The sequence below is a fragment of the Simplicispira lacusdiani genome, assembly GCF_003604195.1.
GTDB lineage: Bacteria > Pseudomonadota > Gammaproteobacteria > Burkholderiales > Burkholderiaceae_C > Simplicispira > Simplicispira lacusdiani.
In genome coordinates, this window is sequence record NZ_QXGR01000014.1 from 37374 (window position 1) to 61247 (window position 23874).

Below are 23874 nucleotides of genomic sequence, written 5' to 3' on the forward strand. Positions count from 1 at the left end.
GGGCTCCTGGGGTTGGGGGATCAGGGTTGCGCGGGCAGCACGCTCCAGCGCTCGGCGGCCTTGCCGCCGGCCACCACGAGCAGGTCGCCGAACTGCTGCAGCACGGCCTCGCTCTGGCGCGGGCGCAGGAAGATGGTGTCGTTCACCTGCAGCGCCTGCGCGCCCGAGCCCACCAGCACCTGCTGGTTGGACGAGGTGCCGTACAGGCTGCTGGGTGCAAGCCCCTCGGGCGAGGCGGGGTCGGCCAGCCATTGGCCTCCGTAGATGAAATAGCCCAGGGCCTGGTTGCGGTCCCACCAGCGCGCCGCCTGGCTGATGCCCTGCACGCCGAACGGCAGGCTGAACGCCGCCGCCTTGAGCACGGGCGTGGCGATGAAGGCGGCCGGCCGCAGCGGCGCGAGCGCGGGCAGGTCGAAATCCGAGGGCTTGACCAGGGCCGAGCCCACGGCCACCTCGTTCGCGGCGCCCTGGCCGTCGTGCAGGTGGTAGGTGGGCGAGCCGGCGGCGTTCCAGGTGAACTGGGGGCCGTCCTGCAGGCCCAGTGCCTGCAGGGCCTGGGCCTTGAAGGCGGCGTACACCTCGCGCGCATGGGCCTGGGCGCTGGCGCGCACGCCCGGCAGGCCGGGCAGCTTGGCCAGGTGGGCGTCGTAGCCCATCAGGCCGGCGAATTCCAGCAGGGGCTCTTCCTTCAGCAGCCGCAGGGCCGTGGCCAGGGCCTGTGCATCGGCGAAGCCGCCGCGCCGCAGGCCCACGTCGATCTCCAGGTTGACGCGCATGCGCTGGCCCAGCGTGCGCGCCAGTGCGCGGTATTCGGCCATGCGCGCGGGCGTGTCGATCAGCCACTGCAGCCGGGACGCAAGGGCAGCAGCGTCGCCCCGGAACGCGGCGTAGAACTGCCGCGCGGCGCCCACCGGCAGGGGCTTGCCCAGCAGCAGGTCGGTGGCGGGGCGCTCTTGCGCCAGGGTCAGCAGGTAGGGCAGGTTGAACACCATCAGGCGCTGCGTGCCGGTGGCCTGCATCAGCCGGTCGAGCAGGGGCAGGCTGGGCAGCGACTTGGCCACCAGGCGCAGGTGCAGGCCGCTGGCCTGCACCTGCTGGCGCACGAGCGCGGCGTTGGCCAGCAGGCGTTCGAGGTCGATCACCATGCGCGGGGCGCTCGCGTCGGCGCTGTTCAGCGCCTGGGCCAGGGCCTGGAAGTAGGCGCCGTGCGGCGCGCCGGTGGGGGCCGGCCGCAGCGCCCAGCCGGCGGCAGCGGCGGAGCCGGCCACGGAGCCGGCCAACAGCAGCCGGCGGCGGGTGGGGGAGGGTTTCATGCGGGAGTCACTCCAAACACTTCGCGCAGGTGCGCGTTGAGAAAGCGCCCCTGCGGGTCGAGCGAGGCGCGCAGCTCCAGAAAGTCTTTCCAGCGCGGGTACAGCGGCGCCAGTTGTGCCGCCCGCAGCCCGTGCAGCTTGCCCCAGTGCGGCCGGCCGCCATGGCGCCGCAGGATGGCGCCGATGGCGTCCACCAGGTAGCCGTGCGGCTCGTCGGCCGCCGCGTGCACCGCGATGGAGCAGCTGGGCTGCTGGTGGAACGGGCTCAGCCAGGCGTCGTCGGGCGCGACGAAGCGGAATTCAAGCGGGAAGAACACCTCGTTGCGCGACTCCAGCGCCGCGATCACCTCGCGCAGGCAGGCCAGGCCGGCCTCGCGCGGCAGGTGGTATTCGGTTTCGTTGAAGCGCGTGGGCCGGTGGGTGGACAGCAGCCGCCACGAGCGGTTGCGCGCCTCCTCGGCCGGCGTGCGCCGCAGGATCTGGCCCGCCACCCAGCGCCGCAGCGCGGGAACATGGCCCAGCGTGTCGCGCAGGCGGCGCAGGTCGCGCAGCACGTCCTCGTCGGCGGCGGGGGGCATCAGCACGTCGGTGCCCGGGGCGGGATCGTGGGCGATACCGGCGCAGTGCCCGGTGAAGGGCAGCCAGTAGAACTCGAAGTTGCGGTGCTGGCGCGCCAGTTGCTCGGCGTTGGCCAGCATGGCCTCGGTGGGCTCGATCCAGACGCGCCGGCGCAGCTGGAAGGCATCGACCACGCGCACCGTGGCCTGCGTGACCACGCCCAGGCAGCCCAGCGACACGCGCGCGGCGGCCAGCAGCTCGGGGCGTTGCTGTTCGGAGCATTCGAGCACCTCGCCGCGCGCCGTGACCAGGCGCAGCCCCACCACGTCGGCATGCATGGCGGGCAGCGTGGCGCCGGTGCCGTGCGTGCCGGTGGCGATGGCGCCCGCCAGGCTCTGCAGGTCGATGTCGGGCAGCACGCGCAGCGCCAGATTGGCCTGGTCGAGCTGGCGCGACACCACCGACAGCCGCGTGCCGGCCTGCACGCGGGCCAGCGGCTCGCTGCCCGGAAGCACCGTGACGCCCGACATCCGGTCCAGCGACACCAGCATGCCCTCGGTGGGCACCAGCGGCGTGAACGAATGCCCCGCGCCCACGCAGCGCACCGGCAGGGCGGGGTGTTCGCGCAGCAGCGCGGCCACTTCCGCCTCGCTGCCCGGGGTGGCGCGCAGGCGCGGGCTGGCGCTGTGCAGGCCCGACCAGTTGCGCCAGGGGGTGGGCGCGGGCGGGGTGGGGGCGGGTGCCGGAGCCTGCGCTGGCGCGCGCAGGGCGGGCAGGGCCAGGGCGCAGGCGGCGCTGGCGCGCAGCAGGGCGCGGCGGCCGGAGTCGGTGGGGGCGGGAGGTGTCATGGGGTGGGGCTTTGGGCCATGAAGGCGATGAGGGCGCGCAGGTCTTGCGCGCTGCAATCGGCGCACTGGCCGCGCGCAGGCATGGCGTTGAAGCCGTTTTCGGTGCGGGCCAGCAGGGTGTCCATGCCCTGGCGCAGGCGCGGGGCCCAGGCGCTGGCGGCCCCGGTCAGCGGGGCGCCGCTGCCGGCCTGGGCGTGGCAGAGCATGCAGGAGCGTTCGTAGGCGTTGGCGAGGGCGGGATCGGCCGGGCGCATCTGCTGCGCGCGGGCCAGCTCCTGGGGCGTGGGCGGGGTCTCGCGCTGCGCGCAGCCGGCCAGCAGGCACAGCGCCAGCAGCGGCCCGAGCGCCCGCCCGGGCGCCGCCGTGGCGGGCCGCGCGGGTGGCGTGGCAGGTTCGTGGAACTTCATGAAAACAATGATCTCAAAAAAAACAATGTTTTTTATTGGGGTTTGTTCCAGGGGGCCGTGGCAAGCGGGAACGTCAGGCTGGCGCTATGCTTGGGATGACGTCATCTGGCGCCCCCGGGTTGGGGGCGCTGCAAGGGGAGTGGTTTGAACGCGAAGGCAAGACAGGCAGACACCAAGGGCGCGGCGAAGCCGCCAGGGCGCAAGCAATTGCGCGAGCGCGAGGCATCGCAGCGCCGCAATGCCATGCTGGCGGCGGTGCGCAAGCTGCTGCAAAAAGGCGGTGTGCAGGCCGTGACCATGCGCGCGGTGGCCGACGCCGTGGGCGCGTCCACCACCATGGTCTACGCGCTGTTCCCGGACAAGGCGGCGCTGATCGCGCAGTCGGTGGACCGCGACCTCAAGAAGCTCTCGCGCCACCTGCTCGAAGCCAGCGAGGGCGAGGGCGGCGCCACCGGCAAGCTCCGGCGCGTGGCCCATGCCTATGTGGCGCACGGCATCGCGCACCCCCTGCAGTACCGGCTGGTGTTCATGGAGCGCCGCCCGCCCTCGGCCATCGAGGATTCGAGCATCGAGCAGGGCAATGTGTCGGAGGACGCCTATGCGCTGGTCTGCGCCCTGGTGGCCGGCATGCTGGACGAGCACGGCATGGCGCTGGCACAACAGGAGGTGGAAACCGTGGCCCAGATGGTCTGGGAAAGCCTGCACGGCCTGGTGGCGCTGCGCATCTGCACCGGCGACGACCCCTGGATCAACCGCCAGGGCGTGCCCGAGCACCTGGACCTCATGCTTGATGTGCTGCTGCAGGGCATCGTGGCGCGCTGGCAGGGGCCGGGAGCCCCCAGGGTGTGAACAAAAACGGACTCCAGGGGCCTGTGGGTAAGCGCCATTAGCTATCAAATTAATAGCTAATGGCGGCCATGGGGCATCGCCCTTTCATGCGGGCGCATGGCGGCATGGCGCACCGCCGCGCTGTGCGCGGGACTCAACGCACGATGAGGATGGGTATCCCGGCCAAGTGCAAGACCTTGTAGGCCACGGAGCCCAGCAGCACGGACGCGGCGGCGGTCAGCCCGTGCGAACCCATGGCGATGCCGTGGCTGCCCAGTGCCTCGGCCAGGCCCACGATTTCGGGCGCTGTTTCGCCCATGACGGCATGCAGGCGCCAGCGCAGGCCCGCCGCGTCGAGCAGTTGGCGGGCCTGGGCCGTGGCGGCCCAGCCGCCGCGCGCCAGCCCGGTCTCCGCCGCCTCCTTGCTCAGCCAGGATTGGACATGCACCAGGTCCACCTCGGCGCCCGGCGCCAGCGCCGCCAGGCGCGCCGCCATCGCGACGGCGCGCGACGAGCAGGCGGAGCCATCGACCGCCACCAGCCAGCGCGCGCTGCCGTGGGCGGCATGGGTTCCGGTGCCGTGCCAGGTGACGGCGACGAGCCGGCCCATGCCGTCGCGCCGTTCGAGGCCGGGCGCCGGCATGTTGTCGGGCATGGCCGCAGGGGTCATAAGGTGCTCCTGGAGGTTTTGTTGCCGGAGAGCCTGAGGCTGAGAACCACGGAGATCAGGATGATCAAGCCCACGATCAGCAGCGACCACTGCACCGGCATGTGGAACCAGGGCATGGCCAGCATCTTCCCGCCGATATAGACCAGCACCAGGGCCAGGCCGTATTTGAGCAGGTGAAAGCGCTCGGCCATGTCGGCCAGCAGAAAGTACAGCGCCCGCAGGCCCATCACGGCGAAGATGTTGGACGTGAACACGATGAACGGGTCGGTGGTGACCGCGAAGATGGCCGGGATGCTGTCCACGGCAAAGACCAGGTCGCTGGCCTCGATCATCATGAGCACCAGGAACATCGGCGTCGCGTGCCGCACCCCGTCGATGCGCACGAAGAAGGCCTGGCCGTGAAACCCCGGCGTGATGCGCATGTGGCCGCGCAGCCAGCGCAGCAAGGGGTTCTTCTCCAGGTCGGGCTTCTGGTCGGCCATGAGCAGCATCTTGACGCCCGTCACCACGAGGAACAGGCCGAACACGTACAGCACCCAGGCGAACTGCGACACCAGCCAGACACCGCCCAGGATCATCGCGGCGCGCATGATGATCGCGCCCAGCACGCCATACAGCAGCACGCGGCGCTGCAGCTCCGGCGGAACGGCGAAGTAGCCGAAGATCATCACGAACACGAACATGTTGTCCACCGACAAGGCCTGCTCGATCAGGTAGCCGGTGAAAAACTCCAGCGCCTTGCGGTTGGCGACCTCGCGGCCGGCCACGCCGTCCAGGTACCACCACAGCAGGGCGCCAAACGTGCTGGCCAGGGCCACCCAGGCCGTGGCCCAGCCCGCGGCCTCCTTGGCCGAAACGCGGTGGGCCTTGTTGCCGCCGAGCACGAACAAATCCAGGGCCAGCATCGCCAGCACGAAGACGATGAAGCCGGCCCACATCGGGCCCGTGGCCAGGGATTCGATGGGGTTCATACCTTCTCAGCTGGCGGCCATCCACAGCACGGCGATGCCCGCGCCCAGGCCCGCCGGAATGCCCACGCGCTCCAGCGCCGAGGGAGGCTCGCCGGCAATCACCTCCACGGGCACGGTCGTGCGCTCGATCACCTGGTTGGTGACCGAGTTCTCCACCAGGCGGACCAGCGAACTCTTGCGCGCCGTGCTCATGACGATGCAATCGCACTGGAGCCGGCGCGCCGCCTCCACGATGCAGTCGGCCTTGTCGCCCACCTCGGAATGGACGGTGTAGGGCACGCCAGCGGCGTCCAGCGTCTGCCGGACGGACGCGAGCGCCAGCTCGGCCTGCTCCTCATGGAACTCCCTGCGGTCCTGCCGGCTGGTGAAGTCGCTGACCAGCCGGGGGAATGGCGGCTGCACGTTCAGGACATGGATTTCAAGCTCATGGTTCTTCATGAACTCGCCGATCACGTGGCGTATGCCGTGCTGCGAATTGGGCGAACCATCCGCTGGAACAAGGACTCTCAACATGGCTTTTCTCCTGCAGGTTCGTGGGATGGGCGGCTCGTCTGCGAACAGGCCCTGGGCCCAACGATAGTGATGCGGCTAGTTTGTGAAAGCAGATAATCAAGAAACAACAGTTCTGAAAAACCGGACCATGAGTCCCGACTTCAGCTACCGGCACCTGTACTACTTCTGGGTCGTCGCCAAGGAAGGCGGCATGGCGCGCGCTGCGGAACGCCTGGGCATGGCCGTGCAGACCGTGAGCACGCAAGTGCGTGAGTTGGAGCGCTCCCTCGGCTATGCCTTGCTCAAGCCTGCGGGGCGCGGCGTGGCCCTCACCGACGCAGGGGTCGCCGCCCTGCGCCAGGCCGAGCAAATCTTCCAATTGGGCGAGCAACTGCCGGCCGCGCTGCGCGACGCCGTGGGCTCGCCCACCGTGCGCCTGGTGGTGGGCATCTCCGACGAGCTGCCCAAGCTGGCGGTCCGCAGCCTGCTGCAGCCGGTGATGCAGGAGCCGCACCTGCGGCTGCTGTGCCTGGTGGACGAGTTCGAGGACTTGCTGGGCGATTTGGCGCTGCACCGGCTTGATGTGGTCATCGCCGACCGCCCCGCGCCACCCAACCCCAACCTCAAGGTCTACAGCCATTCGCTGGGCTCGTCGGCGCTGGCCTGGTACGCGCCCCCGTCGCTGTACGCGGGGGCCCGCCGGGGCTTTCCGCAATCCCTGGCCAAGGTGCCCGTGCTGCTGCCCACCAGCCATGCCGCCGTGCGCGCCCGGCTCGACCAGTGGTTCGAGCGCATGGCGATCACGCCGAACGTGACCGGCGAGTTCGAGGACAGCGCCTTGCTCAAGACCTTCGGCGCGGCAGGCATGGGCGTCTTTCCGATGGCCAGCCTGGTGCACGATGACCTGACGGCCCTGCATGGCGTGAGGCGCGTGGGCGCCTGCGAGGGCGTCGAGGAGCACTTCTTCGCGATTGGCGCGCGCAAGAAGGTGCTGCATCCGCTGGTGCAGCGGTTGTTGCCGGTGGAGCGCTAGCGCGGTTAGGGGGCGATCGCGGCGGGACCGTCGCGCTGGGACCTGTATTGCCGGTTGGCAACGGCCGTAGCTTGGGTTTTTGATGAAATAGGGCTCAAGCGATTATCAAATAAGCGCCAGCAGCTATTGTGTTAGGAGCGCTATTAGCCATCGTATGGATGGCTTGAACGCGGATTTTCCGGGGGCATAGTTATTGGTGCGATGGCGGTTCACGGCCGCAACCGACCCTCAGAATGAAAAAAAACCGGCGGTGGCTCAAGGCTGAAAGCGGATGCCTGTGAAGACCTTAGGCAACGGACTGCGGCATTGACTCAGAATTCAGCATGCCAAATGCCCCAGGCGCTGCAAGGATGCCATCCGCTACATCGGACACCGTTGCTCGCTGCAACAGACAAAGTTTCTGGGCAAGACCGGTTTGGCTGGGTGTAAAAAAGCGGTCTAGTCTCCCTTCAGTCGTCCTTGAAGGAACTTTCCAGCGCCACCCTTTAGCTCGCTGCGGTCGATGAGCTTGCCCTGGAACTGGAAGTCCTGATCAATGCGAACGATCAGCAACTGCTCAAAGTTTCCTTGACGCTTGACCAGTACACGGTCGCTTGTCTTCTCTGGTGAGATTGTCTTAACCTCGACAAGCTTACCGCCAATCGTTCCGTCAGAGCCGGGTGCGTGGGTCGCATGGCGGCGAAGTCCAAACTTGATCTCCGCGTAGATTTCTCCGAGTTCGCCCCAGACCTGTAGGTATCGGCCTGTGTTTTCGAAGTGGCGCGCCGCGCAGTCAACCAAGTCTTGGAAGATTTCCGTCTGCTCAAGGACGCTGAACGGAAAGCCCTCTCTGCTCCGGGCGGGCTCAACCGAGTGTGCATCCTCCTCAGGTTGGTCTTCAAGTTGGGCGTCCACCCACTCTCTGTCGATGTGCTCCCACTCCCAAGGTGCTACCCCAGCACCCGCAGCATTAGCGATCTCGTCGGCGCTATAGCCACGGTCGTGCATCTCGTACAGAAAATCCCAATCGCTCATGCTTCGCCTTTCCAACTTAGAAAAGGTTTAAGTCGGTCATCGACGAAGTGATTTGGCCGCCATCCTTTCATGAATCGGTCTAATAGAAAGGCGTCTGCAGCGCCGGAAACCATGCCTCCGGTTGGATCGACGTAGCCGGTTCCAAGTGAGAACAGATAGCGAAGTGCCTTGACTGGCGCCTTGTCGGCCCATGTGTCTGCCTTCAAAGCTTCGATGTACTGGCTGATCAGCTTCTGATCCGGATTTGTTTTCGTCAACCAAGCTTTGAACTTGTGTGCTTTGTCCAAGACCTTCAAGAACTCAGCAAATGATCGTTCTCCGCTGTCGATGACCTCTCGAATGCTTGGGTAGTCGGCAAGAACAAGTTCCGAGAATTGCTCCCGTGTTTCACGATTTCGGTCTGCGCGTTCGAACAAGTGCGCTTGCCTCCACCGAACCAGCGCCGAATTTGCAGTTGTCGTAATGAAATCTCCCCCGTAGAACGCTGCCAAGTGCATGTCCGCTCGCGACCACAAGATGAGATTGAGCAACGCGGCTGGCGTCAGCGGCTCAAGCACAGGATTCATACTCGCCCTGCGCTTGTTGACCGCTGCGAAGTCAACATTGGTAAACAGAAAATAGCCTAGGTCGCTGAGGACATAGTCAGCCTCAAGACTGTCTCCCGCGTCGTATCCGCCAGGTACTACGGCGAGTCCTGCACGCAGGAGCCCTTTCAGGGTCGCGCGATCTTTCGCATCCATGCGAGCTGCATTTGGGATGCCGCCCTTTACATAGTCATCTTTCTCCAAGCTCTTCAAAGGAACTAGATCGACAAAAGCTTGCGCTTGAGCCTTCGCCTTAAGTGCGTCGAGGCCGCTTTTGCGCAAACTGATCTCGATCCGTTCTGCCCGGTTCCTTCCGCGCACTTCCTCGTTGCCAATCAGCGTGATTGCGCCGAAATCATGCGCCTGAAATACGCCATGCGAGTGCGTAATGGTGGCTAAGGTCTCCTCACAATGCACAGCCTGTAGGCGCTTCTCTTTCACAAGCGCCAAGATTTCGCTAAGGCTGCCGTCTCGCGCAAACGAAACCAGTGTTCCATGCCCGACAACGATGCGAGTGTTTTGGTAGAAGAGAAGCGCCTCCGCGATGGCGCCCAGCGTAATGTTTCCAGCGTCCTCGCTACTCCTAAGTACGATGCTTTCGAACAAGCTCCGATCCCTCCAGATTGGTTTTCATCATTCGCCGTGACCTCAACGGTCGGTGCAGTCACTTGTGTACGGTTGCCACCGCAGGCTTGCTCGCAAACTGCGTCCATTCCATTCATTCAGACCTGCCAGTCACGCTCGCGAGCGGAAGGACCACAACGGGCAGAAACCAGTTGCCTCTCGATGACTGCCGATCCTCAGCCTGTCTCGACCGCACTTGCCGCCCATGCCGCATCGAGCAGGATTTTGCTCTCGTATTGATAGCTTCTAGCGCTTATTAAATAAGCGCTGCGGCCGGTTTTTGCTCAGGATGCGGCAATGCGATGAGCCCCAGCCGGCAAGCCGCCGCCCCCGCCCTCAGTACACCAACCGCTCCGGCCGGATCTCCTGCAGGATGGTCGTGGCGATTTCCTCGATGGACTTGGTGGTGGACGACAGCCAGCGGATGCCCGCGCGGCGCATCATGGCCTCGGCCTCGGCCACCTCGTGGCGGCAGTTCTGCAGGCTGGCGTAGCGTGAGTCGGGGCGGCGTTCGCTGCGGATCTCGGACAGGCGCTCGGGGCTGATGGTCAGGCCGAAAATCTTCTTGCGGTGCGGCACCAGCGCGGGCGGGAGCTGGCGGCGTTCGAAGTCCTCGGGGATCAGCGGGTAGTTGGCGGCCTTCAGGCCGTGCTGCATGGCCAGGTACAGGCTGGTGGGGGTCTTGCCGCTGCGGCTCACGCCCACCAGGATCACATCGGCGCCTTCGAGATCGTGGTGCGTCTGCCCGTCATCGTGGGCCAGGCTGAAGTTGATGGCCTCGATGCGGTCGTGGTACTCCTTGCTCTTGCTGATGTCCGAGAAGCGCCCTACGCGGTGGTGTGATTTGATGCCCAGCTCCATCTCCAGCGGGTGCACGAAGGTGCCGAACATGTCCAGCAGCATGCCCTTGCAGCCTTCCTGGATGACCTTGAGCACCTCCATGTTCACCAGCGTGGTGAAGACGATGCACTTGCGCCCCTCCAGCTCGGCCGTGTGGTTGATCTGGCGCACGGCCTGGTGCGCCTTGTCCACGGTGTCGATGAAGGGCAGGCGCACATGCCTGGGCACCATTTCAAACTGTGCCAGGATGGCGTTGCCAAAGGTTTCGGCGGTGATGCCGGTGCCGTCGGAGACAAAAAATACGGTGCGCGAGTGCATGGAGGCCCTTTTTAAAGCGTCAGCCCGTTGCCAGAAGCCCGGGCCTACAATTGCGCCCATTATCCGAATTCTCACCATGCGCGCCGCTGGCCTACAACCACAACGACAAAGCCGAGCCCCGCGCGTGGATGCCCGCCCATTGCTCCTTATGGGCATGGGCGCAGACCCAGTTTCAACTTCTGGAGCTTTCCCATGTCTGCACTCTTCAACGCGACCGCCCTGGTCGTTCCGTTTGAAAACCTGAGAATGACCGACGTCGAGGTCGTTGGCGGCAAGAACGCCAGCCTCGGCGAGATGATCTCGCAGCTGCCCCAGGGCGTGCGCGTGCCCACGGGCTTCGCCACCACGGCCCATGCCTTCCGCGAATTCCTGGCCTACGACGGCCTGGCCGACAAGATCAGCGCCAAGCTGGCCGCCCTCGACACCGAGGACGTACGCGCGCTGGCGCAGGTGGGCGCCGAGATTCGTGCCCTGGTGGAGGCTCAGCCTTTCCCGGCCGATCTGGAAAAAGCCATCCGCGAGGAATTCGCGCGCCTGTCGGCGGGCAATCCGCATGCCAGCTTCGCCGTGCGCTCGTCCGCCACGGCGGAAGACCTGCCCGACGCGTCCTTCGCCGGCCAGCAGGAAACCTTCCTGAACGTGCATGGCGCCGACGAGGTGCTGCACAAGATGAAGGAGGTGTTTGCCTCCCTCTACAACGACCGCGCCATCAGCTACCGCGTGCACAAGGGCTTCGCCCACGACGTGGTGGCCCTGTCGGCCGGCGTGCAGCGCATGGTGCGCTCCGACCTGGGCACGGCCGGCGTGATGTTCACCATCGACACCGAATCGGGCTTTGAAGACGTGGTGTTCATCACCAGCAGCTACGGCCTGGGCGAGACGGTGGTGCAGGGCGCCGTGAACCCCGACGAGTTTTACGTGCACAAGCCCATGCTCAAGGCCGGCAAGCAGGCCGTGATCCGCCGCAACCTGGGCAGCAAGCTGGTCCAGATGGTGTTCTCCACGCCCGACGAGAAGAAGGCCACCGGCAAGCTGGTCAAGACCACCGACGTGCCCACCGAGTTGCGCAACCGCTATTCGCTCACCGACGCCGACGTGCAGCAGCTGGCGCAGTACGCGCTGGTGATCGAGCAGCACTACGGCCGCCCCATGGACATCGAATGGGGCAAGGACGGCGAGGACGGCCTGCTCTACATCCTGCAGGCCCGCCCCGAGACCGTGAAGAGCCAGGTCCAGGGCCAGGCCGAGCTGCGCTACAAGCTCAAGGGCACGGGCACGGTGCTGGCCGAGGGCCGCGCCATCGGCCAGAAGATCGGCACCGGCCCGGTGCGCCTGGTGCACAACATTTCCGAGATGGACAAGGTGCAGCCCGGCGACGTGCTCGTCACCGACATGACCGACCCGAACTGGGAGCCCGTGATGAAGCGCGCCAGCGCCATCGTCACGAACCGGGGCGGGCGCACCTGCCACGCCGCCATCATCGCGCGCGAGCTGGGCATCCCGGCCGTGGTGGGCTGCGGCAACGCCACCGACAAGCTGCTGGACGGCACCCTGGTCACCGTGAGCTGCGCCGAAGGCGACACCGGCCGCATCTACGACGGCCTGCTGGAAACCGAGGTCACCGAGGTGCAGCGCGGCACCATGCCGCCCATCCAGACCAAGATCATGATGAACGTGGGCAACCCGCAGCTCGCGTTCGACTTTGCCCAGCTGCCCAACGAGGGCGTGGGCCTGGCGCGGCTGGAGTTCATCATCAACAACAACATCGGCGTGCACCCCAAGGCCATCCTGGACTACCCGGCGGTGGATGCCGACCTGAAGAAGGCCGTGGAATCCGTGGCGCGCGGCCATGCCTCGCCCCGTGCCTTCTACGTGGACAAGGTGGCCGAGGGCGTGGCCACCATCGCGGCGGCCTTCTGGCCCAAGCCGGTCATCGTGCGCCTGTCGGACTTCAAGTCCAATGAATACCGCAAGCTCATCGGCGGCAGCCGCTACGAGCCCGAGGAAGAAAACCCCATGCTGGGCTTCCGTGGCGCGGCGCGCTATGTGAGCGCGGACTTCGGCGAGGCCTTCGCCATGGAGTGCGAGGCGCTCAAGCGCGTGCGCAACGACATGGGCCTGACCAACGTGCAGGTGATGGTGCCCTTCGTGCGCACGCTGGGCCAGGCCGAGCGCGTGACGCAGCTGCTGGCGCAGCATGGCCTCAAGCGCGGCGAGAACGAGCTCAAGCTCATCATGATGTGCGAGATCCCGAGCAACGCCATCCTGGCCGAGCGCTTCCTGGAGTTCTTCGACGGCTTCTCCATCGGCTCGAACGACCTGACCCAGCTCACCCTGGGCCTGGACCGCGACTCGGGCCTGGAGCTGCTGGCGCAGGACTTCGACGAGCGCGACCCGGCCGTCGAGGCGCTGATCCACCTGGCCATCAAGGCCTGCCGCGCGCAGGGCAAGTACATCGGCATCTGCGGCCAGGGCCCCAGCGACCACCCCGACTTCGCCCAGTGGCTGGCCAAGGAAGGCATCACTTCCATCTCGCTCAACCCGGACAGCGTGATCGCCACCTGGCAGCAACTGGCGGGCTGACGCCCAGGCACCGCACCCACGCCCGCCATGCAGCCGCAGCAGCCCTCCGCGCCGGAAATGGCGGGGCCGTTCCCGCCGGACCTGCACGATGTGCGCCACCTCTGGCTCAAGGCGGGCCTGCTGCTGGCGTGGGCGCTGGTGTCCTTCGTCGCCATGTACTTCGCCCGTGACCTGGAGTCGCTCGTGGTGGGCTCCTGGCCCGTGGGCTACTGGGTGGCCGCGCAGGGCGGGGTGCTGGTGTTCATCGCCATCGTGGTGATCTACTGCTGGGCGATGAACCGTTTCGAGCGGCAGGACGCGGAGCGCGCCGCCGCCGCGAAGGCGGAGACCGCGCGTCACGATGGCTGAGCACGGCAAGGCCGGCACCGACCGGTCCTATCTCTGGCGCCTGCACCGCATCCTGGCGCTGTACGTTGCGGGGCTGCTGGCCTTCCTGCTGCTGATGACCTGGGCCGAAAGCCAGGGGCTGTCGCGCCACTGGATCGGGCCGATCTTCCTGTTCCTCTCCGTCATGGTCTATGCCGGCATCGGCGTCTACGGCCGAACGACGGACGCCGAGGAATACTACGTGGCGGGCCGCCGCATCCCGCCCATGTACAACGGCATGGCTTCCGCCGCCGACTGGATGAGCGCGGCCTCGTTCATCAGCCTCTCCGGCGCGCTGTACCTGCAGGGCTTCTCGGGCACGCCGGGCCACGCGGGCGGCCTGGCCTACCTGCTGGGCTGGACCGGGGGCTTCTGCCTGGTGGCCATCCTGGTGGCGCCGCACCTGCGCGCCATGGGCCTCTACACCGTGCCCGATTTCTTCCATGTGCGCTTCGGCGGGCGCTGGCCGCGCGTCATCGCCGCGCTGGCGGCCGTGGTGTGCTCGTTCATCTACGTGGTGGCGCAGATCTACGGCGTGGGCCTGATCGCCTCGCGCCTGACCGGCGTGCAGTTCGAGATCGGCATCATGCTGGGCCTGGGCGGCGTGCTGCTGTGCTCCTTCCTGGGGGGCATGCGCGCCATCACCTGGACGCAGGTGGCGCAGTACGTGGTGGTGCTGCTGGCCTTCCTGATTCCGGTGTCGTGGCTGGCCTACAAGCAGCTGGGCAACCCGGTCGCGCCCTTCATCTACGGCAAGCAGGTGGGCAAAATCGCCGATCTGGAGGCGCAGTTGCTGGCCTCGCCCGCCGAATACCAGGTGGTGGCCGCCTACCTGGAGCGCGCGCGCGACTACGAGGCGCGGCTGCAGAACGTGGAGGCGGCGCTGGAGGACGAGCGCATGGCGATCCAGGACAAGATCCGCCGCCTGCGCGCGCAGAACGTTGATGTCGGCCTCATCGTCGCCGCCAGCCGCGAACTGGCCGCGCTGCCGCGCGACGCCGAGGCGGCGCGCGAGCGCTGGACGCGTCAGATGCACGAGAACTACGCCCGTGCCCAGCCCCTGGGCGGCCTGCCGCCGCACAGCCATGCCTTCGCCGGCTACCCCGACGGCACGCCCGAGGAGCAGCAGAGCTACACCGAAACGCGGCGCAATTTCCTGGCCCTGATGTTCTGCCTGATGGTGGGCACGGCCGGGCTGCCGCACCTGCTCACGCGCTACTACACCTCGCCCACCGTGGCGGGCGCGCGCGCCTCGGTGGCCTGGTCGCTGTTCTTCATCGCGCTGCTGTACCTCAGCGCGCCCGCCCTGGCCGTGCTGGTGAAGTTCGAGGTCATGAACAACCTGGTGGGCAGCAGCTTCGACCAGTTGCCCAACTGGATCGCGCAGTGGTCGCGGGTCGATGCCTCGCTGCTGTCCATCGAGGATGTCAATGGCGACGGCATCGTGCAGTTCGGCGAGATCCGCCTGGGGGCCGACCTCATCATGCTGGCCACGCCCGAGCTGGGCGGCCTGCCCTACGTGGTCTCGGGTCTGGTGGCGGCGGGCGGGCTGGCGGCGGCGCTGTCCACCGCCGACGGCCTGCTGCTGACCATCAGCAACGCGCTGGTGCGCGACCTGTATTTCCAGGACCGGCCCCGCAACGCCTCGCCCGAGCAGCGCGTGATTCTGACCAAGTTCACCCTGCTGGCCGTGGCGCTGGCGGCGGCCTTCGTGGCGGCGCTCAAGCCATCCGACATCCTGCCGCTGGTGACGGCGTCGTTCTCGCTGGCGGGCTCGGCCTTCGTTCCGGTGATGGTGCTGGGCATCTTCTGGCGCGGCACCACGCGCCAGGGGGCGGTGGCCGGCATGCTCTGCGGGCTGGGCGTGGCCATGTACTACATGCTCTCGCATGTGCCGGGCCTGCGCGCCGCGCTGCCGCCGTGGCTGCTGGCCGATGGCCTGTGGTTCGGCATCCAGCCGATCTCGGCCGGTGTCTTCGGCGTGCCCGCCGGGCTGGTCTCGGCCGGGCTGGTGAGCTGGCTGACCCGGCCGGCGCCGCCCCAGCCGGTGATCCGTTCCGAAATCTGACCTCCGGCCGCCGCCGCGGCGCGTATGGAAAACCCCGGTTCACAGATGGTTGCATATCTGTCAATCTGAACCGAACGGTTGATACGGAAACGCCTGCCCGCCTGCCCGGGCCGCGCAGGCGGGGCCGCAAAGGAACAAATGCTACTTGTCAAAACCCAGGCGGGGCTCGATTCCCTGAAGGATCGCCAAGGCGTTCTCACGCAGCGCCAGCGTTCGGCGTTCATCCTGTTCGACGGCAAGCGCACCGCCGAGCAGGTGTTGGCCGCGACGGCGGCGATGGGCATCACCCAGGACGACGTGCAGACCATGATCGACCAGGGCCTGCTCGCACCTCCTCCCGGTGCCGCCGGGGCGGCCGGCGCTGCCGTGGCCTCGGCGGAGCCCGAGGCGTCCGGCACCCAGGGCAGCGGGCGCTCGGCCCAGGAGCGCTACCAGGAGGCCTATCCCATCGCCACCGAACTCACGGCCGACCTGGGGCTGCGCGGTTTCCGCCTCAACCTGGCCATCGAGGGCGCCGGCAGCTTCGACCAGCTGGCGGCCCTGGCCCCCAAGATCCGCGAGGCCGTGGGCGACGCCAAGTACGCGCGCCTGGACGTGGCGCTGTTTGGCTGAGCCTCCCTGCCCCGTTCCCATGAAAAAAGCGGCCGTGGCCGCTTTTTTCATGGGTGGGGAAGGGCGCCTCAGCGGCCGACCTTGAGCAGTTCGACGTCGAACTTCAGCGTGGCATTGGGGGGGATCACGCCGCCGGCGCCGCGTGCGCCATAGCCCAGGGCCGCCGGGATGATGAGCGTGCGCTGGCCGCCCACCTTCATGCCTTGCACGCCTTCGTCCCAGCCCTTGATGACCATGCCGGCGCCCAGGCCGAAGACGAACGGGTCGTTGCGGTCACGGCTGGAATCGAACTTGGCACCCTGCACGCCATCGTTGTAGAGCCAGCCCGTGTAGTGCACGGTGACCTGGCTGCCGCGCGTGGCCTCGGCGCCTTCGCCGGTGGTGGTGTCCTCGTACTGCAGGCCCGATGCGGTGGTGGTGAGCGCCATGGATGTTTCCTTGATTGTTTGCTATATAAATAATAGCTTCAGGCGCTTTGTGGATGAGCGCTAGAGGCTTTTTGCTGTGAATCACGGTGCCGCCGCTGCGGCACCGGCGACGGGTTTACTTCTTGGCCCGGCTGGCCACCCAGCGGTTGGCGAAGGCCTGCACGTCGTTCAGGCGCTTGAGCAGGTCGCTGCCCGAGGGGGTGACGGCGTAGCCGTCGCTGCCATGGTCGATCAGGCCGGCCTCGCGCAGTTCCTTGATGCGGGTGTTGAGCGTGTTGGGCGTGATGCCGCCCACGCTGTCCTGCAGCAGGCGGAAGGTTTGCGGATGCCCGTCCCGCAGGGCCCACAGCACGCGCAGTGCGTAGCGGCATTCGAGCCGTTCGAACAGCTGGTGGATGGCGGCGTTTTCTTTGGAGCTCATGAAGCTTCTCCTTGCGCAAGGGGTGATGGGCGGCGGTACGGCGCGAGCCGGGCGCCTGGGGCGCTGGGCGGACTATAGCGCCGAACCGATTTTGCTACAAGTTTAATAGCTCCAAACATATACCTGCAGGGCGCTGGGTCCGTGAATGCCGTGGAAACGCTGAAAGTGTTGTGGGGCTGCCACGGATTGGTCTAGGATGGCAGCCTCCAGCGGCCGGGTTTTCCCTCGCCGCCGCTGCGCCCCCCTCGCCACCACCACGCTGTTCGCATGAGCCACGCCACCATCGCGCCTCTTCCCGCCACCCCCGCGCCCGCCGCCGGCCCGTTGCCGCTGCAGGGCCTGCGGGTCGTCGAGTTCTCCCACATGGTCATGGGGCCGACCTGCGGCATGGTGCTGGCCGACCTGGGCGCGGAGGTCATCAAGGTGGAGCCCATCGAGGGTGACCGCACGCGCCACCTGCTGGGCGCCGGGGCGGGGTTCTTTCCGCTGTTCAACCGCAACAAGAAGAGCATCGCCATCGACCTGCGCCATCCCGAGGGCCAGGCCGTGGCGCGCAAGCTGGCGTTGTCGGCCGACGTGGTGCTGCAGAACTTCAAGCCCGGCGCGCTGGCCAAGTACGGGCTGGACTACGCGGGCCTGTGCGCGGAGAACCCGCGCCTCATCTACGTCAACCACACCGGCTTCCTGCCCGGCCCCTACGAGCACCGCACGGCGCTCGACGAGGTGGTGCAGATGATGGGCGGGCTGGCCTACATGACCGGCCGCCCCGGCGACCCGCTGCGCGCGGGCTCCAGCGTGAACGACATCATGGGCGGCATGTTCGGCGCCATCGGCGCCATGGCCGCGCTGATGCAGCGCGGCATCACCGGGCGCGGGCAGGAGATCGACTCGGCGCTGTACGAGAACAACGTCTTCCTCGTCGGCCAGCACATGCTGCAGTACGCCGTGACCGGCCAGCCGGCGGCGCCCATGCCCGAGCGCATCTCGTCCTGGGGCCTGTACGACGTGTTCAGCGTGAAGGACGGCGAACAGATCTTCCTGGCCGCCGTGAGCGACGCGCAGTGGAACACCTTCTGCGAAGCGCTGGGCTTTGCCGACCTGCAGGCCGACCCGCTGCTGGCCACCAACAACGACCGCGTGCGGGCGCGGGCCACCATGTTGCCCGAGCTGCGCCAGCGCCTGGCCTCGCGCACGGCGGCCGAGCTGTCCGAGCTGTTCGAGCGCAACGGCCTGCCCTACGCGCCCATTCTGCGGCCCGAGCAGCTCTACGACGATCCGCACCTCAACGCCACGGGCGGCCTGGCCGACATCACCCTGCCCGACGGCGAGCGCGCCGGGCAGACCGCGCGCACCACGCTGTTCCCGCTGCGCATGGACGGCCAGCGCCTGGGCGTGCGCCTGCAGCCGCCCCGGCGCGGCGAGCATACGCAGGCGCTGCTGGAGGGCCTGGGCTACACGCCCGAACAGGTGCGGGCGCTGCACGACGGCGCGGCCGTGGCCTGATTCAAGGTTTTTTGGCCTGCAGCGCTTGCCAGTAAAGCGCGGATAGCTCTCTTTTTGATAGCGTTTCGGCGCGTGGGGTGGGGTTTTTTGTCAGAACCCCGGATTGATGCTCAAGGCCAGCAGGGCCGAGAGCTGGCACAGCGGCCGGCCCGAGCGTTGCTGCAGTCCATTGAAAGCCTCCTGGACCGCTTGCAGGTCGCGCTGGCTGGTGGGCGTGCGGGTGAGGATGCCTGCGGCCACCAGGCGGGCCACCACGTCGCTGGTCAGCAGGAAGCTGTCCTTGCCGGCCAGGCGCAGGAACCCGGCCGCCGAGCGCCCGCCCAGGCGCGCGCCGCGCTCGGCCAGCAGGCGCCACAGGCCGATGGTGTCGGTGCCGGGCCAGTCGGCGATGAAGGCGCCAAAACTGCAACCCTGTTCCTGGCGGATGTCCAGGATGAACCGGGCGTTCTGGGGGATGGTTTGCAGCTTGGCGCGGTCGCGGATGAGCCGGGCATTCTGCATGTGGCCTTCGATGTGTTCCGGGCCGAGCCGCGCCATTTGCTCCGGGGCGAAGCCCGCGAAGGCCTGCTCAAATGCCGGCCACTTGGCGTCAACCACCGTGTGCTGCATGCCCGCCTGGAACACCCGCTGGCTCATGGCGGAAAGATAGCGGTCATCGCCCTTGCGCCGCAGTTCCTCGGGGGTGAGTGCCCGGGGCAGGAAAGCCTCCAGGGCTTCGTCGGAGTCGAAGCGCGCTCGTACCGTGTCGTAGAGCCAGGGGTAGTCGAGGGTCATGCGGGTGGTTCCGTCCGGTGGGCGCAAAAAAGCCCGGCCCCCCGATGGCGGGGCCGGGCTTGCGGGTCGCGCGTGCTTACAGCGAGTCGATGAAGCTGCGCAGCTTGTCGCTGCGGCTGGGGTGCTTGAGCTTGCGTAGCGCCTTGGCCTCGATCTGGCGGATGCGTTCGCGCGTCACGTCGAACTGCTTGCCCACTTCCTCCAGCGTGTGGTCGGTGGACATCTCGATGCCGAAGCGCATGCGCAGCACCTTGGCCTCGCGCGGCGTGAGGCCGTCAAGGATGTCCTTGACCACGTCGCGCAGGCCGGCCTGCATGGCGGCGTCGATGGGGGCGGTGTTGGCGCCGTCCTCGATGAAGTCGCCCAGGTGGCTGTCGTCGTCGTCGCCGATGGGCGTTTCCATGGAGATCGGCTCCTTGGCGATCTTCATGATCTTGCGGATCTTGTCCTCGGGGATCTCCATCTTCTCGGCCAGCACGGAGGCGTCGGGCTCGAAGCCGAATTCCTGCAGGTGCTGGCGCGAGATGCGGTTCATCTTGTTGATGGTCTCGATCATGTGCACCGGGATGCGGATGGTGCGCGCCTGGTCGGCAATCGAGCGCGTGATGGCCTGGCGGATCCACCAGGTGGCGTAGGTCGAGAACTTGTAGCCGCGGCGGTATTCGAACTTGTCCACCGCCTTCATCAGGCCGATGTTGCCTTCCTGGATCAGGTCCAGGAACTGCAGGCCCCGGTTGGTGTACTTCTTGGCGATGGAGATCACGAGGCGCAGGTTGGCCTCGATCATTTCCTTCTTGGCGTCGCGCGAGGTGGCTTCGCCCTCGTTCATGCGCTTGTTGATGTCCTTGAGCTCGGCCAGCGGCACGACCACGCGCGCCTGCAGGTCCATGAGCTTTTGCTGCAGGTCCTGGATCGGCGGAATGTTGCGCGCCATCACCGCGCTCCAGGGCTTGCCGGCCTGGGCCTGCTTCTCGACCCACTTGAGGTTCAGCAGGTTGGCGGGGAAGTCCTTGATGAAGGTTTCCTGGGGCATGCCGCACTTGTCCACGATGATGCGGCGCAGCTCGCGTTCCTTCTTGCGCACGTCGTCCACCTGACCGCGCACCATGTCGCACAGCTTCTCGATGGTCTTGGCGGTGAAGCGGATGGTCATCAGCTCGGCCGACAGGGCGTGCTGGGCCTTCATGTAGGTGGGCGTGCCGTAGCCTTCCTTGTCGTAGGCCTTGTGCACCTTCTCGAACAGTTCGCGGATGCGGTCGAAGCGGCGCAGGGCCTCGTTCTTGAGTTCTTCGAGCTTCTTGGTCAGGGCCTTGCTGCCGCCCTTGCCGTCGTCGTCGTCTTCCTCGTCGAACTCGTCGAAGTCTTCCTCGGCCACATAGTCGTCGGCCTCGTTGGGGTTGGAGAAGCCGTCCACGATGGTGGAGATGACGACCTTGCCCTCGCGGATCTCCTCGCCCATGTTCAGGATCTCGGCGATGGTGGCGGGCGATGCGCTGATCGCCTCCATCATGGCCATCAGGCCGCCTTCGATGCGCTTGGCGATCTCGATTTCGCCTTCGCGCGTCAGCAGTTCGACGGTGCCCATTTCGCGCATGTACATGCGCACCGGGTCGGTGGTGCGGCCGAATTCACTGTCCACGGTGGAGAGGGCGGCTTCGGCGGCTTCCTCGGCCTCTTCCTCGGTGGCGGCCGTCTGCGCGGTGTTGGTCAGCAGCAGGGTTTCGGCGTCCGGGGTCTGCTCGTACACGGCCACGCCCATGTCGTTGAGCATGGAGATCACGACTTCCAGCGTTTCGGCGTCGATCAGCTTGTCGGGCAGGTGGTCGGAGATTTCGCCGTGCGTCAGGTAACCGCGCGTCTTGCCCAGCTTGATCAGGGTCTTGAGGCGCGAGCGGCGCTTGGCCATGTCTTCCTCGGACAGGACGGTTTCGTCCAGGCCGAATTCCTTCATCAAGGCGCGTTCCTTCGCCTTGCTGATCTTCATGCGCAGGGGCTTGACCTTCTCGACCGTGGCCGCAGCCTCGGGGGTTTCCTCGACTTCGCCTTCGAGATCGGATTCGATGTCGGACAGGTCGGCGTCGTCAGCGTCGGCGGTCTCGGCGGCAGCCTTGGGCTTGCGGCCGCGCTTGGCGGGCGTCTTGGCCGGGGCGCTGCCTGCGGCCTTGGCGGGGCGGCCGGGGCGCTTCTTGGGCGCTTCGGCGGCCTCGGCTTCGGCGGGGGCGGCGGCCTTGGCGCGGGGGGTCTTGGTTTCTTCTGCGGCGGGGGTCTTGGCGGCGGGCTTGGTCACGGGCACGGTTTTGGCTTTCTGGGCCACCGGGGTGGCTGCGGCGCTCTTCTTGGCGGGCGCGGCAGTCTTGGCTGGTGGCTTCTTGGCGGTTGCGGAAGCGGCCTTGGCGGCGGTGCCGGGGGTGGACTTGGGCGACTTCGCGGACTTTTGAGCGGGCATGTACAACCTCAGATTCAAAAAGGAAACAAAGAAAACGCAAGCGCCACGGATCCCGGCGCGGGAGGCACGGCAAAGGCAGGGCCTTCGCGGTTCGAGGGGTAAACCCTCAGGGGCAAGATGTCTGGGCGAACATTTGGTGTGCAGTCCTTGCGGTGTGGTGGGCGGTTGTGCGCGTTCGTCACGGTGGCCCGGCCCGGAGGTGCTGCTGTCGCTCTTGCCGATAAACCCTACATTATACCGGCGATGCGCAATTCAAGAGCGCGGGTGCGCCAGTTTCTCCAGCGCGACGCGGCGCGCCTGCAACGCCCGGTAGCGCTGCAGGGCGCCCGGATCGGTGCTGGCGGCGGCCAGGGCCTGGGTTTCCTGCTGGCGCAGCTGCTCGGCCAGCATGCGGTTGAGCAAGCCGCGCAATTCCATGCGCAGCTCCTGGGTGTCACCCTCGGTCTGGGCATGCGAGCCCGTCATCACGCGCTCGGCCAGCGCCTCGCAGGCATGGCCGCGCAGGCTCTCGCGCAGCACGGCCCAGGGCTGCGCGCCGTGCTCGTGGAACTGGTGCTCGATCCAGGCGAACAGCGGGCCGTGGGGCGCGTCCTGGGCGCACAGCACGTCGTGGTCTTCGTGCGCCAGCTCGTCGAGAAAGCCCATGTGCGACAGCAGCAGCCGCGCCGCGTGGTCGGCGCGGCCCGCGGGGGCCGATCGGGCGCTGCGCTGCGCCCCCGGCCAGGCCGGGGCGCGGGGCGCGTCTCTGTGGGCGGCGTGGCGCGGCGCGCGGGCGGGGCCGGTTCCGCCCTGTCCGGCGTGCGGGCCGCCCCCGTGCGGGCCATCGCCAGCGGCCGTCGCCGGTGCATGGCGCGAGCGGGCGGCGTCGCGGGCCGCGCCCTGGGTCCAGATGTCGGCCAGGTCGCGCGGGTCGAGTTGGGCCAGGGCGGCCAACTCGCCCAGGAGCTGGCGCTTGAGCGCGCCATCGGGCAGCGGCTCCCACAGGTGGCGGGCGTTGCTGGCCATGTGGGCGCGGCCCTCGGGGGTGCCGAGGTCGCATTGTTCGCTGGCGATTTCGACGAGGAAGCGGCTCAGCGGCATGGCCTCGGCGATGTGGCGGGCAAAAGCGTCGCTGCCGTGGGCGCGCACGAAGCTGTCGGGGTCGTGCTCGGTGGGCAGGAACAGGAACTTCACGCTGCGCGTGTCGCTGGCATAGGGCAGGGCGCCTTCGAGCGCCTTGCGCGCGGCGCGCCGGCCGGCGGCGTCGCCGTCGAAGCTGAAGATGACCGTGTCGGTGAAGCGGAACAGCTTGGCCACGTGGTCGGCCGTGCAGGCCGTGCCCAGCGAGGCCACGGCGTTCGGAAACCCGAGCTGGGCCAGCGCCACCACGTCCATGTAGCCCTCGGTGACGAGCACATGGCCGTGCTCGCGGATGGCCGTGCGGGCCTCGAACAGCCCGTACAGCTCGCGGCCCTTGTGGAACACCGGGGTTTCGGGCGAGTTCAGGTACTTGGGCTTGTCGTCACCCAGCACGCGGCCGCCAAAGCCGATGCATTCGCCCTTGACGTTGCGGATCGGGAACATGACCCGGTCGCGGAAGCGGTCGTAGCGCTTGCCGTCTTCCTCGTTCACGATCACCAGGCCGCTCTCGGCCAGCAGCGGGTCGTCGTACTGCGGGAACACGCTGGCCAGGCTGCGCCAGCCCTCGGGGGCATAACCCAGGCCGTAGCGCTTGGCGATCTCGCCCGAGACGCCCCGGCCCTTGAAGTACTCCACCGCGCGTGGCGACTGGCGCAGGTGCATGCGGTAGGCGCCGGCGGCCTTTTCCAGCACGTCGGTGAGCGTGGCCTGGCGCTGGCGCTGGGCGGCGGCGCGTTCGCGCTCCTGGGGCGAAACGTCGTCTTCCGGCACCTGCAGGCCCACTTGCTGGGCCAGGTCCTGCACCGCCTCGACGAAGCCCATGCCCGCGTGCTCCATCAGGAAACCGATGGCATTGCCGTTCTTGCCGCAGCCGAAGCAGTGGTAGAACTGCTTGGAGGGGCTGACGCTGAAGGACGGCGACTTCTCGCCGTGGAAGGGGCACAGCCCCATGAAGTTGGCGCCCCCTTTCTTCAACTGGACATAGCGTCCGACGATTTCGACCACGTCGACGCGCGAGAGCAGTTCCTGGATGAAAGACTGGGGGATCGTCACG

21 protein-coding genes are annotated in these 23874 nt (G+C 67.3%); 7 read left to right on the top strand and 14 right to left on the bottom strand.

Annotated elements, in window-relative coordinates; translation table 11 throughout:
• Positions 1 to 20: 20 nt before the first annotated feature.
• The 3 genes from D8S75_RS16160 to D8S75_RS16170 are packed head-to-tail and all read right to left on the bottom strand — an operon-like array spanning position 21 to position 3126.
• Entirely contained in the window at positions 21 to 1313 is a 1293-nt protein-coding gene (locus D8S75_RS16160; RefSeq protein WP_119967394.1) for an alanine racemase, read from the bottom strand.
• Complete coding sequence (locus D8S75_RS16165) at positions 1310 to 2719, bottom strand: D-arabinono-1,4-lactone oxidase (protein WP_119967396.1); 1410 nt, start codon at positions 2717 to 2719, stop codon at positions 1310 to 1312. Before D8S75_RS16165 ends, D8S75_RS16160 begins: the two co-directional genes overlap by 4 nt.
• On the bottom strand, positions 2716 to 3126 hold the full coding sequence (locus D8S75_RS16170) for a c-type cytochrome (protein ID WP_119967398.1): 411 nt from the start codon (positions 3124 to 3126) through the stop codon (positions 2716 to 2718). Before D8S75_RS16170 ends, D8S75_RS16165 begins: the two co-directional genes overlap by 4 nt.
• A 144-nt stretch (positions 3127 to 3270) precedes the next feature.
• Between D8S75_RS16170 and D8S75_RS16175 the strand changes: the two genes are divergently transcribed.
• The gene (locus D8S75_RS16175; RefSeq protein WP_157982672.1) at positions 3271 to 3975 is read left to right on the top strand and encodes a TetR/AcrR family transcriptional regulator; all 705 of its coding nucleotides are present in this window, start codon (positions 3271 to 3273) and stop codon (positions 3973 to 3975) included.
• A 133-nt stretch (positions 3976 to 4108) separates the two neighbouring features.
• Here the strand turns inward: D8S75_RS16175 and D8S75_RS16180 are convergent, their stop codons facing one another.
• Genes D8S75_RS16180 through D8S75_RS16190 form a run of 3 tightly spaced genes read right to left on the bottom strand, consistent with a single transcriptional unit; the run spans position 4109 to position 6108 of the window.
• Positions 4109 to 4624: a universal stress protein gene (locus D8S75_RS16180; protein ID WP_119967401.1), complete on the bottom strand. Its 516-nt coding sequence runs from the start codon at positions 4622 to 4624 to the stop codon at positions 4109 to 4111.
• A complete protein-coding gene (locus D8S75_RS16185; protein WP_119967403.1) occupies positions 4621 to 5595 on the bottom strand; it encodes a TerC family protein in 975 nt (324 codons plus the stop codon). The genes D8S75_RS16180 and D8S75_RS16185 overlap by 4 nt, the downstream gene beginning before the upstream one ends.
• A 6-nt stretch (positions 5596 to 5601) precedes the next feature.
• A complete protein-coding gene (locus D8S75_RS16190) occupies positions 5602 to 6108 on the bottom strand; it encodes a universal stress protein (protein ID WP_119967404.1) in 507 nt (168 codons plus the stop codon).
• A 127-nt stretch (positions 6109 to 6235) separates the two neighbouring features.
• On the opposite strand from D8S75_RS16190, the gene D8S75_RS16195 reads away from it, so the two are divergent.
• A complete protein-coding gene (locus D8S75_RS16195; protein ID WP_119967405.1) occupies positions 6236 to 7120 on the top strand; it encodes a LysR family transcriptional regulator in 885 nt (294 codons plus the stop codon).
• A 438-nt stretch (positions 7121 to 7558) separates the two neighbouring features.
• On the opposite strand, the gene D8S75_RS16200 is transcribed toward D8S75_RS16195, so the two are convergent.
• The 3 genes from D8S75_RS16200 to ppsR all read right to left on the bottom strand — a co-directional run bounded on the left by D8S75_RS16200 (position 7559) and on the right by ppsR (position 10500).
• Entirely contained in the window at positions 7559 to 8134 is a 576-nt protein-coding gene (locus D8S75_RS16200; protein ID WP_119967407.1) for a hypothetical protein, read from the bottom strand.
• Positions 8131 to 9324 carry a hypothetical protein gene (locus tag D8S75_RS16205; protein ID WP_119967409.1) on the bottom strand — a complete coding sequence of 398 codons (1194 nt, stop codon included), beginning with the start codon at positions 9322 to 9324 and terminating at the stop codon, positions 8131 to 8133. Before D8S75_RS16205 ends, D8S75_RS16200 begins: the two co-directional genes overlap by 4 nt.
• Before the next feature lie 354 nt (positions 9325 to 9678).
• Positions 9679 to 10500, bottom strand: a complete 822-nt coding sequence (gene ppsR, locus D8S75_RS16210; protein WP_119967411.1) for a posphoenolpyruvate synthetase regulatory kinase/phosphorylase PpsR — start codon at positions 10498 to 10500, stop codon at positions 9679 to 9681.
• Positions 10501 to 10692: 192 nt separating this feature from the next.
• On the opposite strand from ppsR, the gene ppsA reads away from it, so the two are divergent.
• The 4 genes from ppsA (at position 10693) to D8S75_RS16230 (ending at position 16129) form a co-directional block, all read left to right on the top strand.
• On the top strand, positions 10693 to 13083 hold the full coding sequence (gene ppsA / locus D8S75_RS16215) for a phosphoenolpyruvate synthase (RefSeq protein ID WP_119967413.1): 2391 nt from the start codon (positions 10693 to 10695) through the stop codon (positions 13081 to 13083).
• Positions 13084 to 13110: 27 nt separating this feature from the next.
• Positions 13111 to 13431, top strand: a complete 321-nt coding sequence (locus D8S75_RS16220; protein WP_119967414.1) for a DUF4212 domain-containing protein — start codon at positions 13111 to 13113, stop codon at positions 13429 to 13431.
• Positions 13424 to 15517: a VC_2705 family sodium/solute symporter gene (locus tag D8S75_RS16225; protein WP_119967415.1), complete on the top strand. Its 2094-nt coding sequence runs from the start codon at positions 13424 to 13426 to the stop codon at positions 15515 to 15517. Before D8S75_RS16220 ends, D8S75_RS16225 begins: the two co-directional genes overlap by 8 nt.
• 138 nt (positions 15518 to 15655) lie before the next feature.
• Positions 15656 to 16129, top strand: coding sequence for a hypothetical protein (locus D8S75_RS16230; protein WP_119967416.1), 474 nt, complete (start codon positions 15656 to 15658; stop codon positions 16127 to 16129).
• 68 nt (positions 16130 to 16197) lie between these two features.
• On the opposite strand, the gene D8S75_RS16235 is transcribed toward D8S75_RS16230, so the two are convergent.
• Entirely contained in the window at positions 16198 to 16557 is a 360-nt protein-coding gene (locus D8S75_RS16235) for an FKBP-type peptidyl-prolyl cis-trans isomerase (RefSeq protein ID WP_119967417.1), read from the bottom strand.
• Between the two features lie 115 nt (positions 16558 to 16672).
• Entirely contained in the window at positions 16673 to 16978 is a 306-nt protein-coding gene (locus D8S75_RS16240; protein WP_119967418.1) for a winged helix-turn-helix transcriptional regulator, read from the bottom strand.
• A 267-nt stretch (positions 16979 to 17245) separates the two neighbouring features.
• Between D8S75_RS16240 and D8S75_RS16245 the strand changes: the two genes are divergently transcribed.
• Positions 17246 to 18481 carry a CaiB/BaiF CoA transferase family protein gene (locus tag D8S75_RS16245; RefSeq protein ID WP_119967419.1) on the top strand — a complete coding sequence of 412 codons (1236 nt, stop codon included), beginning with the start codon at positions 17246 to 17248 and terminating at the stop codon, positions 18479 to 18481.
• A 90-nt stretch (positions 18482 to 18571) separates the two neighbouring features.
• Here the strand turns inward: D8S75_RS16245 and D8S75_RS16250 are convergent, their stop codons facing one another.
• The 3 genes from D8S75_RS16250 to dnaG all read right to left on the bottom strand — a co-directional run bounded on the left by D8S75_RS16250 (position 18572) and on the right by dnaG (position 23873).
• Positions 18572 to 19255 (bottom strand): DNA-3-methyladenine glycosylase I, encoded by a 684-nt coding sequence (locus D8S75_RS16250; protein ID WP_119967420.1) that lies wholly within the window; start codon positions 19253 to 19255, stop codon positions 18572 to 18574.
• 76 nt (positions 19256 to 19331) lie between these two features.
• Positions 19332 to 21701: an RNA polymerase sigma factor RpoD gene (gene rpoD / locus D8S75_RS16255; RefSeq protein ID WP_119967454.1), complete on the bottom strand. Its 2370-nt coding sequence runs from the start codon at positions 21699 to 21701 to the stop codon at positions 19332 to 19334.
• Between the two features lie 252 nt (positions 21702 to 21953).
• The gene (dnaG, locus tag D8S75_RS16260; protein WP_119967421.1) at positions 21954 to 23873 is read right to left on the bottom strand and encodes a DNA primase; all 1920 of its coding nucleotides are present in this window, start codon (positions 23871 to 23873) and stop codon (positions 21954 to 21956) included.
• Position 23874 lies beyond the last annotated feature (1 nt).

What these genes read in the sequence shown, in the direction of transcription:
- D8S75_RS16160 (WP_119967394.1), bottom strand. Translation starts at nt 1,313, where the DNA reads ATGAAACCCTCCCCCACCCGCCGCCGGCTGCTGTTGGCCGGCTCCGTG.
- D8S75_RS16165 (WP_119967396.1), bottom strand. Translation starts at nt 2,719, where the DNA reads ATGACACCTCCCGCCCCCACCGACTCCGGCCGCCGCGCCCTGCTGCGC.
- D8S75_RS16170 (WP_119967398.1), bottom strand. Translation starts at nt 3,126, where the DNA reads ATGAAGTTCCACGAACCTGCCACGCCACCCGCGCGGCCCGCCACGGCG.
- D8S75_RS16180 (WP_119967401.1), bottom strand. Translation starts at nt 4,624, where the DNA reads ATGACCCCTGCGGCCATGCCCGACAACATGCCGGCGCCCGGCCTCGAA.
- D8S75_RS16185 (WP_119967403.1), bottom strand. Translation starts at nt 5,595, where the DNA reads ATGAACCCCATCGAATCCCTGGCCACGGGCCCGATGTGGGCCGGCTTC.
- D8S75_RS16190 (WP_119967404.1), bottom strand. Translation starts at nt 6,108, where the DNA reads ATGTTGAGAGTCCTTGTTCCAGCGGATGGTTCGCCCAATTCGCAGCAC.
- D8S75_RS16195 (WP_119967405.1), top strand. Translation starts at nt 6,236, where the DNA reads ATGAGTCCCGACTTCAGCTACCGGCACCTGTACTACTTCTGGGTCGTC.
- D8S75_RS16200 (WP_119967407.1), bottom strand. Translation starts at nt 8,134, where the DNA reads ATGAGCGATTGGGATTTTCTGTACGAGATGCACGACCGTGGCTATAGC.
- ppsR (WP_119967411.1), bottom strand. Translation starts at nt 10,500, where the DNA reads ATGCACTCGCGCACCGTATTTTTTGTCTCCGACGGCACCGGCATCACC.
- ppsA (WP_119967413.1), top strand. Translation starts at nt 10,693, where the DNA reads ATGTCTGCACTCTTCAACGCGACCGCCCTGGTCGTTCCGTTTGAAAAC.
- D8S75_RS16220 (WP_119967414.1), top strand. Translation starts at nt 13,111, where the DNA reads ATGCAGCCGCAGCAGCCCTCCGCGCCGGAAATGGCGGGGCCGTTCCCG.
- D8S75_RS16225 (WP_119967415.1), top strand. Translation starts at nt 13,424, where the DNA reads ATGGCTGAGCACGGCAAGGCCGGCACCGACCGGTCCTATCTCTGGCGC.
- D8S75_RS16230 (WP_119967416.1), top strand. Translation starts at nt 15,656, where the DNA reads ATGCTACTTGTCAAAACCCAGGCGGGGCTCGATTCCCTGAAGGATCGC.
- D8S75_RS16235 (WP_119967417.1), bottom strand. Translation starts at nt 16,557, where the DNA reads ATGGCGCTCACCACCACCGCATCGGGCCTGCAGTACGAGGACACCACC.
- D8S75_RS16240 (WP_119967418.1), bottom strand. Translation starts at nt 16,978, where the DNA reads ATGAGCTCCAAAGAAAACGCCGCCATCCACCAGCTGTTCGAACGGCTC.
- D8S75_RS16245 (WP_119967419.1), top strand. Translation starts at nt 17,246, where the DNA reads ATGAGCCACGCCACCATCGCGCCTCTTCCCGCCACCCCCGCGCCCGCC.
- D8S75_RS16250 (WP_119967420.1), bottom strand. Translation starts at nt 19,255, where the DNA reads ATGACCCTCGACTACCCCTGGCTCTACGACACGGTACGAGCGCGCTTC.
- rpoD (WP_119967454.1), bottom strand. Translation starts at nt 21,701, where the DNA reads ATGCCCGCTCAAAAGTCCGCGAAGTCGCCCAAGTCCACCCCCGGCACC.